The following is a 15,642-nucleotide window of genomic DNA, read 5'->3' on the forward strand; positions in this document are numbered from 1 at the left end:
TTCTCCTTTCAAAATAAAAGATATATTTAAAGGCATACGCCAATAAATCAAAATGAATCTAGACGTATAAAACGTCTAGATAAAATGATCAGACATCACGAAGTCTATACAAGGGAGCTGGGGGTGATTAAATCGTAACAAATGTAAGATTTAGTGTAAACGCTTTATTAAATTGAAAAAGACTTTCTCAATACAAAAAGGCTTGAATACAAACTGTATATGAAAACGAAAGATCGGTATGGGAGGAAAAAGCTCATTATAAATAAATTTGAGAAAAAATTGTATGGAGCCAATTATTAAAGGCATAGAAAGATAAGGAAATATCATGTAAAATAATAGTAAAAATATGTAAAGGAGGGAATAGTGTGGATGTGTTTTTGAACATTGCTGAAGAAAAAATTCGACAAGCAATAAGGAATGGTGATCTTGATTATCTTCCGGGAAAAGGAAAACCACTACAATTAGAAGATCTTTCAATGGTACCTCCAGAACTTAGAATGAGTTATAAAATTTTAAAAAATGCGGGAATGATTCCACCAGAAATGGAACTACAAAAAGATATATTAAAAATAGAGGATCTAATTGCTTGCTGTTATGATGAAGAAGAGAGAAAGAGATTAGGAGAAGAGTTAACAGCAAAAACGCTTCGTTTTCAGCAGGTAATGGAAAAGAGAAAGATTAAAGATAGTTCAGCTTTTCGTATGTATCAAGACAAAGTATTTCGTAAATTACGCTAAGAGGGATAAGATGACTACATTTAAAACGATAGAAGAATTAGCGATCTATATCGAAGAACAACAATTGGTACTTCTGTTTATTAAAACGGAAAATTGTGGTGTTTGTGATGTTATGCTAAGAAAAGTAAATTGCGTATTAGAGAATTATGATTACGTAGAGAAAATAGAGATATTACTACAAGACATGCAGGAGATTGCGGGGCGATATGGAGTATTTACAGGGCCAACAATTTTATTATTTCATAATGGAAAAGAAATTCTTCGTGAATCACGCTTCATTTCACTTGAAAATCTAGAGAGAACCATTCAATTATTCGAGGAATAAGGGAGGCTTTTAAATGGAATTTATTATTGTCATACTATTATTTGTTGTAGTTGGAACAATCGTAACAGCAGTTCGATCGAACAAAAAGAAGGTAAATCTTACAAAACAAAATAACATTCATAATTCATCTAACAGCTCATCACCATTATTTTTCTTTGCTGGATCTGATAATGATAGCTCGCATGATGGCGGCTCACATGATTGTGGAGGATCTTTTGGGGGAGATAGCGGAGGAAGCTGCGGTGGCGGTGGTGATTGATAAAAATGCGCCTTATATAGGCGTATTTCTTTTTAAACAAACGTTTGATTAGTCGGCTTACATATGCATAAACACAGTTAAACAAACGTTTGTTTAATATTTTTAACATACTAAGGGGAATGGAAATGAAAAGGGAACCGAAAGTGAAAAATAAGGGGAAAGTAGTGTTATTTTTATTAGCTGCGGGAGGCGTATTTCTTGTTAAATTAGCATTTAAATTTGGAACCATACATATGATTCGAAATTGGTTTGAAAGTACGTTTTCTTAAATAAGGAATATAGCCTCTTGCGATAGAGGTTTTTGATTTGTTATTATTAGACTGAACGGTCGGTTTAAAGAGGTGTGAATATGAGAAGAAGCGCAGAAGAGATAAAGAAAGAAATTGCATATAAAGCAGAAAGTCTATTTTCACAGAAGGGCTACGCAGCTACATCTATGGAAGAGATTTGTGAAATTACAGAGCGAAGTAAAGGAAGTATTTATTATCACTTTAAAAGTAAAGAAGAATTATTTTTATTTGTAGTGAAACAGCATACGTATGATTGGATTGAAAAATGGAATGAAAAAGAGAAGTTGTATAGCACTAGTACTGAAAAACTATATGGTCTCGCCGAATATCATGTAGAGGACATACAGCAACCAATTTCAAATGCAATAGAGGAATTCTCTATGAGCCAAGTTGTAAGTAAAGAGATTCTGGATGAACTGTTAGCTTTAACTAGAGAATCATATGTTATGTTTGAGAAATTAATTGAAGTAGGTATAGAGTCTGGAGAGTTCCGTGAAGATAATACTCGTGATCTTATGTATATTGTAAACGGATTATTATCAGGACTTGGAGTGCTTTACTACGAATTAGATTATAAAGAGCTGAAACGTATTTATAAAAAGGCAATAGATGTATTGTTAAAAGGAATGGCAGCTGAATAATAGGTCAGTTGCTTTTCTTACAAAAAAAATTAGACCGAACGGTCGGTTTGTGAAAGGGGAATGAAAATGAACGCTTTATTTAAAAACCGAGCATTTATGCTCGTTATGGCGTCTGATATTTTACAACAATTTGCAATTTGGATCAGAAATATGGCTCTTTTGTATTTTATAATGGAGCGAACGAATAATGATCCAGTTTCTGTTTCGTTGTTATCAGTTATGGAATATGCACCTATTTTTATTTTCTCGTTTATCGGTGGTGCGCTAGCTGATCGCTGGAATCCGAAAAGAACAATGGTCGCTGGAGATGTATTAAGTGTACTGTCTATTATAGGAATTGTCTTGTTGTTAAAGCTGGATTATTGGCAGGCTATATTTTTTGCAACACTCATTTCCGCGATTGTAGGTCAGTTTTCTCAGCCCTCATCTTCGCGTATATTTAAGCGCTATGTAAAAGAAGGAGAGGTAGCAAATGCGATTGCATTTAACCAAACATTACAGTCATTATTTCTGATTTTTGGACCAGTGGTAGGATCGCTTGTGTATACACAACTTGGTTTATTTACATCACTATATAGCTTAATCATTTTATTTTTGTTATCTGCTATCGCCCTTTCATTCTTACCAAAATGGGTTGAAAAAGAGCAGGTGGCGAGAGACTCATTAAAAAATGATATAAAAGAAGGTTGGAAGTATGTTCTTCATACGAAAAATTTACGTATGATTACGATCACTTTTACAATTATGGGTTTGGCTGTTGGATTAACGAATCCATTAGAAGTATTCCTTGTAATTGAACGTTTAGGTATGGAAAAAGAAGCTGTTCAATATTTAGCGGCAGCTGACGGAATAGGTATGTTACTCGGTGGTATTGTTGCTGCAGTTTTCGCTTCAAAAGTGAATCCGAAAAAGATGTTTGTATTCGGTATGGGTATATTAGCGATTTCATTTTTAGTAGAAGGGCTATCTACATCATTTTGGATTACTAGTTTCATGAGATTTGGAACAGGTATTTGTTTAGCTTGTGTTAATATTGTTGTCGGTACGCTTATGATTCAACTTGTACCAGAAAATATGGTTGGAAGAGTAAATGGAACGATTTTACCACTGTTTATGGGGGCAATGCTAATTGGAACTTCATTAGCTGGAGGATTAAAGGAACTAACTTCACTAGTTACTGTGTTTTGTATAGCAATGGCACTTATTTTATTAGCGATAGGGCCAGTTCTACGCATGCAAATAAAAAAAGACGATGTTGCTAATAAAGAGGCACTAACAAATTCGTTAGTTTCGAAATAACTATTGTAAGGGAGCAAAATTGCTCTCTTTTTCTTTGAGGAACTTTTGACAACTATATGAGCCAATTATATACTGATGTTGTAAAAATAATTTTACAGGTTAGGAGCAATGGTGTGAAAAATCAAATCTATGAATTACGCACTGAAAATAATATTTCACAAGGCGCATTAGCTGATAAATGTAAGGTTTCTAGACAAACGATAAATGCAATTGAGAATAATAAATATGATCCAAGCTTAGCGTTAGCGTTCCGTTTAGCTGAAGTATTAGGAACAACTGTTGATAAATTATTTTTGTACAAGCAGTAGAGTCGTTCATTATAAGGCGCACCTTTAAAAATAAAAAAGATCCTCTTCTTATGAGAAGAGGATCTTTTCTTATAGCGTTTTAGTCTTTGGACTAGGTGGTGTAACGGATGTATTATTTTCTGGAACTCTAGTTAGTAAGAATCCTCCGATAATAAATAGAACAATAATACTAAGAACACCAGCGTTTGTTTTTCCTGTTAATTGCGTTGTAACACCGACTAATACCGGACCCATAATTGCGGCAAACTTTCCAAATATATTATAAAATCCGAAGAATTCATTAGCAGATTCTTTTGGTACTAGTTTTGCAAAGTATGAACGACTTAGTGCTTGAATACCACCTTGAGATGTAGCAACTAACATTGCTAAAATCCAAAAATCAAGTGTCGTTTTTAAGAAATAAGCATATGTGCAAATAATGATATAAATAATGATACCGACATATAGCATTTTTTTGCCAGTAAATGTTTCAGATAATTTTCCGTATAGTAAAGCAAATGGACAAGCGACAATTTGTGTTACAAATAATATGATTAATAGATTCGTTGCACTAATACCGAGATCGGTTCCGTAAGCGGTAGACATAGTAATAATTGTATCGACTCCGTCAATATAGAAAAAGTAAGCGATTAGAAACATAAATACAGTTTTATATTCTTTAATATTTTTAAAAGTATTAGCAAGACGTTTAAAGCTCATTTTAATAGGTCTTGGATGACGCTCAATATAGTGTGTTTGCTCTACGTTTTTTAGCATTGGAATTGTAAATAACCCCCACCAAAGAGCTGTTATTGCAAAGGAAATTTGACTAGCAATGCCGACCGATAAGGGAATAGTTCCTTTTTGAGAAAGAATAATAAGAGCGATACAACCGATAAAAGGAATTGTACTCCCGATATAACCTAATGCAAATCCTCTTGTAGAAATTCGGTCCATTCTATCTTCAGAAGTGACGTCTACTAAAAATGCATCATAGAAAATGTTTGCTCCAGCAAAGCCGATTAAGGCGAGCATATAGCACCCTAGCAATAAGTACCACTGAGAGGTTGGAACGACTGCTAACATACTTGTAAATACGATACCGAGTCCAAAGAAGAATGTGAAAAAACGTTTTTTAAATCCTTTATAATCAGCAACTGTGCCAAGAATAGGAGCAAGTATAGAAATTAAAAGTGTTGCGAATGAGTTTGCATATCCCCAATATGCTGTTGAAGTTGCCCCAGATAGTCCAGCTTCTTTTGCAGCTGCTTTAAAGTAAATTGGAAATAATGCAGTTGTAATGACGAGCGAGTATACAGAGTTCGCCCAATCGTATAATATCCAGCTTTTTTCTTGTCTGGACATTTTTTTCATATAATGTTCCCCCTTAAATTTGTTTTACTAACAGTGTACAAAAATAAAAATTATAAAAAGAGAAACAGTGATGAATTTTACATAACTTTTACATATATACACAGTTCTTTACAATTGGAGTAAATCCTCTACAGTTGCTCCGTCTGTTTCACCTAAGTGTAAACCTAGTAGTCTAGCGATAGTTGGACCTTCATCAATAAGTCTCATATATGGGATTGTCACACCACTTTTTATACCTTTTCCGGCAGCGATAAAAATTGTTTCATAGTTAGGTTTTGTTGGAGAGTATCCATGCGTACCAAATGTATATTTTTTACTAGGCGTAACATCTTTTTCGGTAATTTCTTTTATAAAATCTCCTGTATAGTTTTCAGTGAAATAATACCCTTCTCGTGCTTCTAACATGAATAAACAATTACCGTCTGCACCGCAGTCTTTCGCAGCTTCATCATGAAGTATAAATTCAATTCCGTTTTGTTTATTTTGAAGTAGGTCTTCAAGGAGTAGTTGTACCTCGCGAATTGTATCCGTATCATTTTTGTCCTTTACATATACATAGGCAGAGCCGTCGCAACTTTGGCAATAGGCTTTCCAGTCTACTAATTTTCCTTTTTTATTAAGAGATATAAGTCCTCTTTGATGGAATAGCACATTTAATTGGATGGATTTGTTTTCACTTAAAGCGCTATGATCACCAAGGGCAATAATTGTACTTTCTTCGTATAGGTCACCTTCTTTTAGTGCTTGAATAATTTTTCCTAGACGTTCGTCATGTCTCTGGATAGCAGCTATTGTTTCGTTAGATTCAAAGCCGTGATAGTGTCTTTGGGTGTCTAGATCGGTGAAATGTACAAACATGACATTAGGCTTTTTCGTCTGGATTGTATGCACAGCAGAGGCGAGGACGAAATCATCCAGCTCTGGTTGTGATAAACCATTTCTTATATGGCCGAAACGACGATTTAAATCTAATTGGTATAGTGGGCTACCGCTAAATAAGGAAACTAACACTTGATTTTGCCAAGGTCTATTGGGGAAAATTTCTGGTAAATTGTAATTGATGTTCGCTCTTCCAGTAACAGGCCATAGAAGGGCGGCTGTCGTTAAATTTGCTTTGCGCGCTTCATCATACAATGTTGTTCCTTTTATTGATTTTCGGTACCAATGCCAATCAGGTGATTCACGCCCTGGTTGAAGTAACGTATTGCTAACAACACCGTGCTTGTTAGGGTAATTACCGGTTACGATTGTTGAGTGGCTTGGATATGTTACAGAAGGATAAATTGGTTCTACTTTTTCGACAACCGTGCCTCTTTTTATTAGAGATTGGAAATGAGGTAGTTTTTGTAGTATAGGAAAATCTAAAGCTGATAAACAGTCGAATGATAAAATAATGACATGGTTTGTTAATGCTTTATCCATAAAGTTCCCTCCTGATTATATAAAACCTATTCTTATATATTACTATTAATACCTAGTAATAAAAATATATTTTTAGGTGAAAATTTATTATTTATTTTCAGAAAAATTAAACATATAATTAAGTATAAGGGAATCTATGGAAGGAGGAAACACTATGGATTGGTTAGATGGATTTGGTATCTTTTACATCATTGGTGGAATTACGATTATCCTTGTATTTGCTATTTCATATTTATTAAAGAAACAGTTTCCAGACAAACAGTTCGATATTATATTTGCACTTAGTTTAATACTTCTTTGCTTAGCGTCCTTTCCCGTTACAATGATGGTTATTGGTGGGTGGGAAGGAATGGGATATGGATTTATTGGTTTCTTTGTCCTACTTGGTACACTTATCGGTATGATTGCACATCAACTTGTGAAAATTACGCGGAAAAGCTACGTATAAAACTGTAAAAAACGAAAAGAATATATAATAATAAGAAAATTAGCTATTGTTTTAAAAAAGAATTTGTATTATGATAATCAACAAATTTATTTCGTTATAACGATGAAAAAGGACTAGTACATGTTCAACCTTTTTAGCAGAGAGAGAATCCGCCAGGCTGAAAGATTCTTAAAAAGGCAATATGGAACCTGCCTTTGAGTTCTGCATATGCAGCGGGAATTTCCCGTTATCAAAAAGAGAGCATGTGCAATTTTTGTGCATGAATCAGGGTGGTAACGCCGGCAAAGCTCGGTCCCTATTTAGGGACGCGGGCTTTTTTGTATTTTCTAGAAGGAGGAAGACTGACTATGGCAAAAGAACAAGTGCAAGCCATTACGAAGATGGAAGAGGACTTTGCGCAGTGGTATACCGATATTGTAAAAAAAGCCGAACTTGTTGATTATTCAAGTGTAAAAGGGTGCATGATTTTACGTCCGTATGGTTATGCCTTATGGGAGAATATGCAGAAGGTGATGGATGAGAAGTTAAAAGAAACTGGCCATGAAAATGTATATATGCCAATGTTTATCCCAGAGAGTTTATTGCAAAAAGAGAAGAATCATGTTGAAGGATTTGCTCCTGAAGTAGCATGGGTTACGCATGGTGGAGATGAAAAGTTAGCGGAAAGACTTTGTGTACGTCCTACATCTGAAACTTTATTCTGTGAGCATTTTTCAAAAATTGTGCAATCCTATAATGATTTGCCAAAGTTATATAATCAGTGGTGTTCAGTAGTTCGTTGGGAGAAGACAACTAGGCCGTTCCTTCGTACGACTGAATTTTTATGGCAAGAGGGTCATACAATCCATGAAACGGCAGAAGAATCGCAGGCTGAAACATTAAATATTTTAAACTTATATGCTTCTTTCTGTGAGGATTATTTAGCAATACCAGTTATTAAAGGACAAAAAACAGAAAAAGAGAAGTTTGCTGGAGCAAAGGCAACTTATACAATTGAAAGTTTAATGCATGATGGAAAAGCACTTCAAACAGGAACCTCTCATAACTTTGGGACGAATTTCTCAGAAGCATTTGATATTAAGTTTTTAGATCGTAACGGTAAGTGGCAATATGTGCACCAAACATCTTGGGGTGTATCAACAAGAATGATAGGCGGGCTAATAATGGTTCATAGTGATAATAATGGACTTGTAATGCCACCAAAAGTCGCTCCAGTGCAAGTTGTTATTGTACCAATTGCTCAGCATAAAGAAGGAGTTTTAGCAAAAGCAATAGAGTTACAAGCACATATTCAAAAGGTTGCACGAGTAAAAATAGATGCTAGTAATAAAACACCAGGCTGGAAATTTAATGAGTATGAAATGAAGGGGATTCCAATTCGATTAGAAGTTGGCCCTAAAGATATTGAAAAGAATCAAGTTGTACTTGTAAGAAGAGATACGAAGGAAAAAGAGTTTGTACCAATGGATCAATTAGAAGAACGTATTCCAGCATTACTTGAAGAAATTCATATTGCTTTATTTAATAAAGCAAAAGCATTTCGCGATGAGAATACGTATGTTGCGACAAATTTCGAAGAGATGAAAAAAATAGCTGACGAAAAGCAAGGCTTTATTAAGGCAATGTGGTGCGGGGAATTAGCTTGTGAAGAAAAACTAAAAGAAGAAGTTGGAGTATCTTCACGTTGTATGCCTTTTGAGCAAGAGCATTTAGCTGAAGAATGCATTTGTTGTGGTAAAGAAGCTAAACAAATGGTGTATTGGGGAAAAGCGTATTAATACTTTTTCTGATAGGTGATAAAAAGGACTTTGGGCTGCATAATAAAATATAATCCAAAGTCCTTTTTAGTTTTATACTGTATTTCATGTATTCTTTTGATGGAAGGATGCTGCTCTTATTTTACGTTTTTACGACGAATAAACAGTAACATACCAATTAGGAATGTTGAAAGACCCATTAAAATAGATATAGGGTAATGCGTTGCAGTATTAGGTAATTTATCACCTTGTTTTTTTGTATTATCTTTTACATTATCCCCTTGAGAACCTTTGCCCTCCTCAGAATTGCTATCGCCTTTAACACGATTGCCTTGAGAGCCATTACCACCTTGAGAACTGCTATCACCTTTAACACGATTGCCTTGAGAGCCATTACCACCTTGAGAACTGCTATCACCTTTAACACGATTGCCACCTTGAGAGCCATTACCGCCGTGTGAGCCACTGCCACCAGAACCATTGCCACCAGAACCGTTATCACCAGAGCCGTTGCCACCAGAACCGTTACCACCAGAGCCGTTGCTACCAGAACCGTTACCGCCAGAACCACTGCCACCGGAACCGCTGCCACCAGAGTCATTGCCACCAGAACCGTTACCGCCGGAACCGTTTTCACCAGAACCACTGCCGCTAGAACCGTTGCCACCAGAGCCATCGCCACCAGAACCGTTATCGCCGGAACCATTGCCGCCAGAGCCACTGCCATCAGAACCGTTACCGCCGGAACCATTGCCACCAGAGCCGTTGCCACCAGAGCCGTTGCCACCAGAACCGTTGCCGCCAGAGCCACTGCCATCAGAACCGTTTTCACCAGAACCACTGCCGCTAGAACCGTTGCCACCAGAGCCACTGCCACCAGAACCGTTACCGCCAGAACCGTTTTCACCAGAGCCGCTGCCACCAGAACCACTATCGTCCTGAGAACCGTTATTTCCTGGAGGTTTATTATTATCCTTTGAGTTTCCTTCTGCAAAATGATCGCTATTTTGTACAATAGCGTTTGTTAATGGTTGGAAGTTTTCAGTTGCAGCATTACCGATATTTAAACCGCTAAAAAAAGATAGAGAGAGTGTTGATGCTAAAATGAAGATTTTCGTCATGGTTTTCCTCCTAAGAAATGAATGTTCCATCTAAAATACATCCCTTTGTAATATTTCTTAGGAAAAAGAGTTTTATGCAAAAAAAACTATATATAGAAAAAGGTGGTGTATTTGTCAAAGCAGAAAAGAGTTAATGTAGATTTCCTACAAATAATAGAGGTGGAGAATTTACATTCATAACGGTAGAGGAAGTGGCAGTAGATGAAAGAGTATATAGCGTTTGATATTGGCGGTACGCAAATTAAGTATGGCATTATTTCAGAAGCAGGGAGAGTATTAAAGCGTAAAACAGTTGCAACAGAAATTCATTTAGGCGGAGAACAAATTATTCAAAAACTCATTCTTTTATCAAAAAAATTAATGAATGAACATACTATTGCCGGAATTGGTATTAGCACTGCGGGAATTGTTGATATTAATAAGGGAATTGTGACGGGAGGCGCGGATCATATTCCGGGATATAGTACTATTCCTATTATTGATAGATTGCAAGAGATATTAAAAGTTCCAGTATCGATTGACAATGATGTGAATTGTGCAGCGTTTGGAGAAAAGTGGAATGGTAGTGTAAGAGAGAAAGAGAACTTTATTATGCTCACCATTGGAACAGGAGTTGGGGGAGCAATTTTTATAGATGGAGAATTGTACCGAGGACATTCATTTAGTGCTGGTGAATGGGGGAATATGCTAATAGAAGGAAAAACGTTTGAAGAGGTTGCTTCGATTTCAGGATTAATTCGGCTTGTAAGAAAATATAAAGGCAAAGGCGAGTGGAATGGGAGAACAATTTTTGAGTTGTATGATAAAGGAGATAGAGAAGTTGCTCAAGCAGTTGGGATTTTCTTTAAACATTTGGCAATCGGAATTAGTAATCTTGCTTATATTTTTAATCCAGAAACAATTATTATTGGGGGAGGAATTACCGATAGAGGAAATGAGTTTTTAAAAGAAGTAAAAGAAGAGGTCAGTAAATACTTAAATCAAGAGATTTATAATAATTGTGAGATTGAACTTGCACAAAACGGTAATTGTGCAGGAATGATTGGTGCTATTTACCACTTATTACATCATCATAAGTAAATTATATGAATGTTTTCATATAACTGAGAATTTATCCTTTTTATCGATAGGTAAATAATGCTACAATATAAGAGAAGAATACAATATTTTCCGATATGGAAAATGCTTTGTAGAAAGGGAGAAACTTCATGCCTATTATTTTAGAAAAAGGTCAAAAGATCGATTTAACGAAAGGACAACCAAAAGTAGCAAAACTACAGGTTGGCTTAGGCTGGGATCCAATTGGGCAATCAGGTGGATTTCTGTCTTCATTATTTGGAAGTAAACCAAATGTAGATTGTGATGCATCTGTTGTTATGTTAGAAGGAGATCGTTTTTTAAACAAAAATGATTTAGTTTACTTCGGAAATAAACTTTCTACTTGTGGTAGTATTATTCATTCAGGAGATAATTTAACAGGTGAAGGCGCTGGTGATGACGAAACAATTTTCGTAGAATTACATAAAGTTCCGAGCCGTATTAATCGTTTAGTATTCGTTGTAAATATTTATGACTGTGTAAATCGTCGTCAAGATTTCGGGATGATTCGTAATGCATATATTCGTATTCAAAACCCGCAAACTGGTGAAGAATTAGCACGCTATAATTTATCGGATAATTATGCTGGCAAAACGACTCTAATTGCAGGTGAAATGTATCGTCACGGAAGTGAATGGAAGTTTTCAGCAGTTGGAGAAGGCACGCAAGATAAAAACTTAAGTGAGATTGTATCACGTTATCAATAAAATAACCGAGGAGGAATTGTATATGGCATCAATTTCATTGAAAAAGGGACAAAAGGTAGACTTAACAAAAACGAATCCAGGTCTTTCGAAAGTTCTTGTAGGACTTGGTTGGGACACGAATCGTTATGACGGACAAAACGATTTCGACTTAGATGTTAGTATTTTCTTAGTAGGTGCGAATGGTAAAGTTTCAGGAGCTGAAGATTTCGTTTTCTATAATAATCCAAAAGGTGCGAATGGTGCTGTAGAGCATTTAGGAGATAACCGCACTGGTGAAGGTGAAGGCGATGACGAAGCGATTAAAGTAGATTTGAAAAATGTTCCTGCTCACATCGAACGTATTTGTTTCACAATTACAATTTATGATGGAGAAGGCCGTAGCCAAAACTTCGGACAAGTTTCTAATTCTTTCGTACGTATTCTCGACGAAGAAAAGAATGCAGAATTAATTCGTTACGATTTAGGAGAAGATTTCTCTATTGAAACAGCCGTAGTAGTAGGTGAATTATATCGTCATGCAGGTGACTGGAAATTCAATGCAATCGGAAGTGGATTCCAAGGTGGATTAGCGTCTCTATGTAATAACTTTGGTTTAGATGTAGAGTAATAGATTTGATTTGTATATCCATCGGTGAAATGTATGTTTACTGATGGATATATTTTTAAAGATAAAAATATAGAGGTGAATATAGATGGTTATTCAATTACAAAAAGGCCAGAAAATCGATTTAGGTAAGACAAGCCCTGGTTTAACAAAAGCAGTAATTGGTCTTGGATGGGATATTAAATCTTATGACGGCGGAGCCGATTTCGATTTAGATGCATCTGCCTTTTTATTAGATGCAAACGGAAAATGTACGAAGGAAACTGATTTTATCTTCTATAATAATTTACAGTCTCCTTGTGGATCTGTTTTACATACAGGAGATAACCGTACAGGTGAAGGTGAAGGTGACGATGAGCAACTTGTTGTAGATTTGAAGAAAGTTCCAGCAGATGTGCACAGAATTGCTATTACAGTTACGATTTATGATGCGGAAGGCCGTAGTCAAAACTTTGGACAAGTAGGAAATGCGTTTGTTCGTTTAGCGAATGAAGAGACGAATGAAGAAGTTCTTCGTTTTGATTTAGGGGAAGATTTCTCCATCGAAACAGCAGTTGTCTTTTGTGAATTATACCGTCATAATGGACAGTGGAAGTTTAATGCAGTAGGAAGTGGATTCCAAGGTGGTTTAGGTGCGCTTGTAAGAGCGTATGGCTTGGATGCATAGAAAGGAAACGATATTCGTTTCCTTTTTTTGACCTTTCTATAAATCTAGCAAAGAATAGGGGATAAAGGTAAGATGAGTATTTTGCAAGGAATCCTTGATACGTATGCTCAGTTTTTCGACTTGGACATGTGGATTAAAGTGTTGCAAGATCCAGTATCTTGGGGATTAATTGGTACACTTGTTGTACTTGAAGGGTTGTTATCTGCTGATAACGCACTTGTGTTAGCAGTAATGGTAAAACACCTTCCTGAAGAGAAACGTAAAAAAGCATTATTCTATGGACTTATTGGAGCTTATATATTCCGCTTTATTGCAATTGGAATTGGAATGTTCTTAATTAAATTATGGTGGGTAAAACTTCTTGGTGCACTTTACCTTGCTTGGTTATCAGTAAAATACTTTATTGATAAGCGTAAAGGTGCAGGTGAAGAAGAGGAAGCTCATGGTATGAACCAAAACAGTATTTTCTTCAGAATGTTCGGTGTCTTCTGGGGAACAGTTGCAATGGTCGAATTAATGGATATCGCATTCTCTGTAGATAGTGTACTTGCTGCATTTGGTGTATCTAATGAAGTTTGGATTTTATTATTAGGCGGAATGCTAGGTATTTTAATGATGCGTGGTATTGCCGGTGTATTCTTGAAATTGTTAGAGCGTATTCCAGAGCTTGAAACGACAGCATACATTTTAATCTTAATTATTGCATCGAAAATGTTACTGTCTTTAATCGAGATTGAGATTAGTCATACACTATTCTTTATTATTTTAGTTGTAGCATTTGGAGCAACATTTATAATTCACTACATGAAGAATTCTGGACAAGCTAAAGAAGAAGTTGCAGCTACTAAAGAAGACAATAAATAATTGAAATGGGTTTGCTCGTTTTGTGAGCGCCCATTTTTTATAACCAAAAATAGTTTATAATAGAAGAAGGACTTAGAAAAAACGTAAATGTTTTTGGAGGTGAACTGTTGTGTTTTCACGTTTTACACTTCAACCATATGCATTAAAAGATGAATCAGATTTAAAGCAATTTGAAACGCTTTTAGAAAAACGTCCACAATATGAACTGACAGAGAATGAGATGAAATTTAGTTATATAGCATGTCGAATCCTTGGCGTTCCTAATGATGTAGATGAATATTTTAATGAACTGTTTGATTATAGTGAAGCGAAAGGAATCGAAGTTTTACACGAACAAAATTTAAACAAAGTGATTGATTCGGAAAAGCTTCGTCATATTCAAGAAGTGTTCGGATTACATCAAGAAGCACCAAATGGTCTGACAGTAAATAGGTTAGTTGCACACTTATCTGGGAAACAACTTTTACCGAAAGTAGACAATCCTGATTTACAGCATTACATACATACGACGTTTATTTCACTATTGAAATTATATGAGAAACAACATAATCAGTCGTTAAAGACAGAAGGCTTCCGTCGTTTCTTAATCGACATAATTAAACTAAGCGAAAATTACGTAGCGAAGTGGTTCTCTACAATTAACTATAAGAAACAAATGCCGCGTATCGTTTGGTATGGTGATGCACAGGAAAGCCGTATATATTTCTTATACTTTCTTATTATGCTCGGTTGTGATGTGCTTTATTATCATCCAGAAGGAAAAGATGGATTTGAGAATGTCGATGAAGAGGGAAGGACCTTTATTGTGTCTCATCCAGGCCGTATTTCTCTTGAACCATTTCCAGATCGCCGCCGCGAGCGTGTGGCAACAGTAGCGTATCAAGCTTCAAAAGAAATTGAGCAAGTACTTCACCACGATAATTCACTGCTGTACAAGCCGTGGCAATTCCGTTCCTATACGCCTGTAGCTCGTACACTAAAAACAACATATGATGAACTCTTTTTAATTACGAAAGAAAAGGCGTTTGTACGTCCGACATTCTTTGTTGAAAATAAACACATTTATATCCCTTCTTTATTTGCGAAAATATCAGGTGTTTCAAAGAATGATAAAGAGTATTTTCAACGATTAAAGGCTGTTACATCATTTGATAATAGTTTATTAATTAATACATTCCCGTTTACGAAAGAACAAAAAGCAAATTTCCAATATCATTACCGAGATGCATTAGACCGTGGGGGGAAATTACATCCTGATTTAATTATGAATAGCCATTGGTGGCCGCATAAGCGTTTACCGGAAGGTTTACAACATGGGATTGCAGAAGCGATTATCCATACGTGTGAAAGTGAAATGTGCAAACCAATTGCGAAAGAGACGAAACAAGATGTAGCGCTATATGTTTTCGCGCAACTTTCTCAAATACCACCGAATATTTTAGAACAGCTTGAGAAATTTGATTATTCACAAGATGTACCGAAAATTGTTATATTTAATAATGAGAAGAGTGGAGAGTTAACTCGTTCTGATGCTGTTTTATTACTATTTTTAAATCAAATTGGAGTAGATGTATTCCATTTCAATCCAACGGGAAGAAACGATATTGAACCGTATATTGAAGCGGGGGCATTTGATTCCCATTGGCTTGAAGAGGTTAATTTCGATCTTGAGTTTCATGGTTCATCAGCTTATAAAAATTTATCACAAACAATAAAAGGACTATTTCGTCCATTTTTATAAG

General features: G+C 35.7%; 18 protein-coding genes and 1 other annotated feature. Of the genes, 15 read left to right on the forward strand and 3 right to left on the reverse strand.

The annotated features are described in order from the left end of the window. Nucleotides 1–365 precede the first annotated feature (365 nt). The 7 genes from AU379_RS25530 to AU379_RS25560 all read left to right on the forward strand — a co-directional run bounded on the left by AU379_RS25530 (nucleotide 366) and on the right by AU379_RS25560 (nucleotide 3,859). Entirely contained in the window at nucleotides 366–737 is a 372-nt protein-coding gene (locus tag AU379_RS25530; RefSeq protein ID WP_050821541.1) for a DUF1992 domain-containing protein, read from the forward strand. A gap of 10 nt (nucleotides 738–747) precedes the next feature. Further along, nucleotides 748–1,062, forward strand: a complete 315-nt coding sequence (locus AU379_RS25535; protein WP_061140020.1) for a thioredoxin family protein — start codon at nucleotides 748–750, stop codon at nucleotides 1,060–1,062. 13 nt (nucleotides 1,063–1,075) lie between these two features. Then, nucleotides 1,076–1,321 carry a hypothetical protein gene (locus AU379_RS25540; protein WP_000394369.1) on the forward strand — a complete coding sequence of 82 codons (246 nt, stop codon included), beginning with the start codon at nucleotides 1,076–1,078 and terminating at the stop codon, nucleotides 1,319–1,321. A gap of 125 nt (nucleotides 1,322–1,446) precedes the next feature. After that, nucleotides 1,447–1,590: a hypothetical protein gene (locus AU379_RS25545; protein WP_016111322.1), complete on the forward strand. Its 144-nt coding sequence runs from the start codon at nucleotides 1,447–1,449 to the stop codon at nucleotides 1,588–1,590. An 80-nt stretch (nucleotides 1,591–1,670) separates the two neighbouring features. Then, entirely contained in the window at nucleotides 1,671–2,252 is a 582-nt protein-coding gene (locus tag AU379_RS25550) for a TetR/AcrR family transcriptional regulator (RefSeq protein WP_001254433.1), read from the forward strand. A 66-nt stretch (nucleotides 2,253–2,318) separates the two neighbouring features. Next, on the forward strand, nucleotides 2,319–3,551 hold the full coding sequence (locus AU379_RS25555) for an MFS transporter (protein ID WP_000992566.1): 1,233 nt from the start codon (nucleotides 2,319–2,321) through the stop codon (nucleotides 3,549–3,551). A gap of 56 nt (nucleotides 3,552–3,607) precedes the next feature. Continuing rightward, a complete protein-coding gene (locus AU379_RS25560) occupies nucleotides 3,608–3,859 on the forward strand; it encodes a helix-turn-helix transcriptional regulator (RefSeq protein ID WP_065845593.1) in 252 nt (83 codons plus the stop codon). A gap of 69 nt (nucleotides 3,860–3,928) precedes the next feature. Here the strand turns inward: AU379_RS25560 and AU379_RS25565 are convergent, their stop codons facing one another. Beyond that, complete coding sequence (locus AU379_RS25565) at nucleotides 3,929–5,212, reverse strand: MFS transporter (RefSeq protein WP_000738811.1); 1,284 nt, start codon at nucleotides 5,210–5,212, stop codon at nucleotides 3,929–3,931. Between the two features lie 108 nt (nucleotides 5,213–5,320). Further along, nucleotides 5,321–6,634 carry an ectonucleotide pyrophosphatase/phosphodiesterase gene (locus tag AU379_RS25570; protein ID WP_000356423.1) on the reverse strand — a complete coding sequence of 438 codons (1,314 nt, stop codon included), beginning with the start codon at nucleotides 6,632–6,634 and terminating at the stop codon, nucleotides 5,321–5,323. 154 nt (nucleotides 6,635–6,788) lie between these two features. Between AU379_RS25570 and AU379_RS25575 the strand changes: the two genes are divergently transcribed. Both AU379_RS25575 and proS read left to right on the forward strand, forming a co-directional pair. Next, nucleotides 6,789–7,082: a YesK-like family protein gene (locus AU379_RS25575; RefSeq protein WP_000383847.1), complete on the forward strand. Its 294-nt coding sequence runs from the start codon at nucleotides 6,789–6,791 to the stop codon at nucleotides 7,080–7,082. A 93-nt stretch (nucleotides 7,083–7,175) separates the two neighbouring features. Next, nucleotides 7,176–7,382: a binding site (T-box leader), on the forward strand. 47 nt (nucleotides 7,383–7,429) lie between these two features. Next, nucleotides 7,430–8,860, forward strand: coding sequence for a proline--tRNA ligase (proS, locus tag AU379_RS25580; RefSeq protein ID WP_061140021.1), 1,431 nt, complete (start codon nucleotides 7,430–7,432; stop codon nucleotides 8,858–8,860). A gap of 116 nt (nucleotides 8,861–8,976) precedes the next feature. Here proS and AU379_RS25585 read toward each other — a convergent pair whose 3' ends face one another. Then, on the reverse strand, nucleotides 8,977–9,960 hold the full coding sequence (locus tag AU379_RS25585) for an LPXTG cell wall anchor domain-containing protein (protein ID WP_061140022.1): 984 nt from the start codon (nucleotides 9,958–9,960) through the stop codon (nucleotides 8,977–8,979). 201 nt (nucleotides 9,961–10,161) lie between these two features. On the opposite strand from AU379_RS25585, the gene AU379_RS25590 reads away from it, so the two are divergent. The 6 genes from AU379_RS25590 (at nucleotide 10,162) to AU379_RS25615 (ending at nucleotide 15,641) form a co-directional block, all read left to right on the forward strand. Continuing rightward, a complete protein-coding gene (locus tag AU379_RS25590) occupies nucleotides 10,162–11,040 on the forward strand; it encodes an ROK family protein (protein ID WP_000666107.1) in 879 nt (292 codons plus the stop codon). Between the two features lie 128 nt (nucleotides 11,041–11,168). Continuing rightward, on the forward strand, nucleotides 11,169–11,765 hold the full coding sequence (locus tag AU379_RS25595; RefSeq protein ID WP_001121586.1) for a TerD family protein: 597 nt from the start codon (nucleotides 11,169–11,171) through the stop codon (nucleotides 11,763–11,765). Nucleotides 11,766–11,787: 22 nt separating this feature from the next. After that, a complete protein-coding gene (locus AU379_RS25600; protein ID WP_000146726.1) occupies nucleotides 11,788–12,372 on the forward strand; it encodes a TerD family protein in 585 nt (194 codons plus the stop codon). 85 nt (nucleotides 12,373–12,457) lie between these two features. Next, nucleotides 12,458–13,036: a TerD family protein gene (locus AU379_RS25605; RefSeq protein ID WP_000236642.1), complete on the forward strand. Its 579-nt coding sequence runs from the start codon at nucleotides 12,458–12,460 to the stop codon at nucleotides 13,034–13,036. Nucleotides 13,037–13,108: 72 nt separating this feature from the next. Further along, nucleotides 13,109–13,900, forward strand: coding sequence for a TerC family protein (locus AU379_RS25610; protein WP_000025688.1), 792 nt, complete (start codon nucleotides 13,109–13,111; stop codon nucleotides 13,898–13,900). 109 nt (nucleotides 13,901–14,009) lie between these two features. Further along, the gene (locus AU379_RS25615) at nucleotides 14,010–15,641 is read left to right on the forward strand and encodes a YceG family protein (protein WP_000492867.1); all 1,632 of its coding nucleotides are present in this window, start codon (nucleotides 14,010–14,012) and stop codon (nucleotides 15,639–15,641) included. Nucleotide 15,642 lies beyond the last annotated feature (1 nt).

The sequence above is a fragment of the Bacillus sp. JH7 genome (assembly GCF_001563515.1).
GTDB classification, from domain to species: Bacteria; Bacillota; Bacilli; order Bacillales; family Bacillaceae_G; genus Bacillus_A; species Bacillus_A cereus.

Excerpts from the sequence above, each read along its gene's own strand:
- AU379_RS25575 (WP_000383847.1), top strand. The coding sequence starts at position 6,789 with ATGGATTGGTTAGATGGATTTGGTATCTTTTACATCATTGGTGGAATT.
- AU379_RS25605 (WP_000236642.1), top strand. The coding sequence starts at position 12,458 with ATGGTTATTCAATTACAAAAAGGCCAGAAAATCGATTTAGGTAAGACA.
- AU379_RS25550 (WP_001254433.1), top strand. The coding sequence starts at position 1,671 with ATGAGAAGAAGCGCAGAAGAGATAAAGAAAGAAATTGCATATAAAGCA.
- AU379_RS25540 (WP_000394369.1), top strand. The coding sequence starts at position 1,076 with ATGGAATTTATTATTGTCATACTATTATTTGTTGTAGTTGGAACAATC.
- AU379_RS25565 (WP_000738811.1), bottom strand. The coding sequence starts at position 5,212 with ATGAAAAAAATGTCCAGACAAGAAAAAAGCTGGATATTATACGATTGG.
- AU379_RS25610 (WP_000025688.1), top strand. The coding sequence starts at position 13,109 with ATGAGTATTTTGCAAGGAATCCTTGATACGTATGCTCAGTTTTTCGAC.
- AU379_RS25535 (WP_061140020.1), top strand. The coding sequence starts at position 748 with ATGACTACATTTAAAACGATAGAAGAATTAGCGATCTATATCGAAGAA.
- AU379_RS25585 (WP_061140022.1), bottom strand. The coding sequence starts at position 9,960 with ATGACGAAAATCTTCATTTTAGCATCAACACTCTCTCTATCTTTTTTT.
- AU379_RS25555 (WP_000992566.1), top strand. The coding sequence starts at position 2,319 with ATGAACGCTTTATTTAAAAACCGAGCATTTATGCTCGTTATGGCGTCT.
- AU379_RS25590 (WP_000666107.1), top strand. The coding sequence starts at position 10,162 with ATGAAAGAGTATATAGCGTTTGATATTGGCGGTACGCAAATTAAGTAT.
- AU379_RS25600 (WP_000146726.1), top strand. The coding sequence starts at position 11,788 with ATGGCATCAATTTCATTGAAAAAGGGACAAAAGGTAGACTTAACAAAA.
- AU379_RS25545 (WP_016111322.1), top strand. The coding sequence starts at position 1,447 with ATGAAAAGGGAACCGAAAGTGAAAAATAAGGGGAAAGTAGTGTTATTT.
- AU379_RS25595 (WP_001121586.1), top strand. The coding sequence starts at position 11,169 with ATGCCTATTATTTTAGAAAAAGGTCAAAAGATCGATTTAACGAAAGGA.
- proS (WP_061140021.1), top strand. The coding sequence starts at position 7,430 with ATGGCAAAAGAACAAGTGCAAGCCATTACGAAGATGGAAGAGGACTTT.
- AU379_RS25560 (WP_065845593.1), top strand. The coding sequence starts at position 3,608 with ATGAGCCAATTATATACTGATGTTGTAAAAATAATTTTACAGGTTAGG.
- AU379_RS25570 (WP_000356423.1), bottom strand. The coding sequence starts at position 6,634 with ATGGATAAAGCATTAACAAACCATGTCATTATTTTATCATTCGACTGT.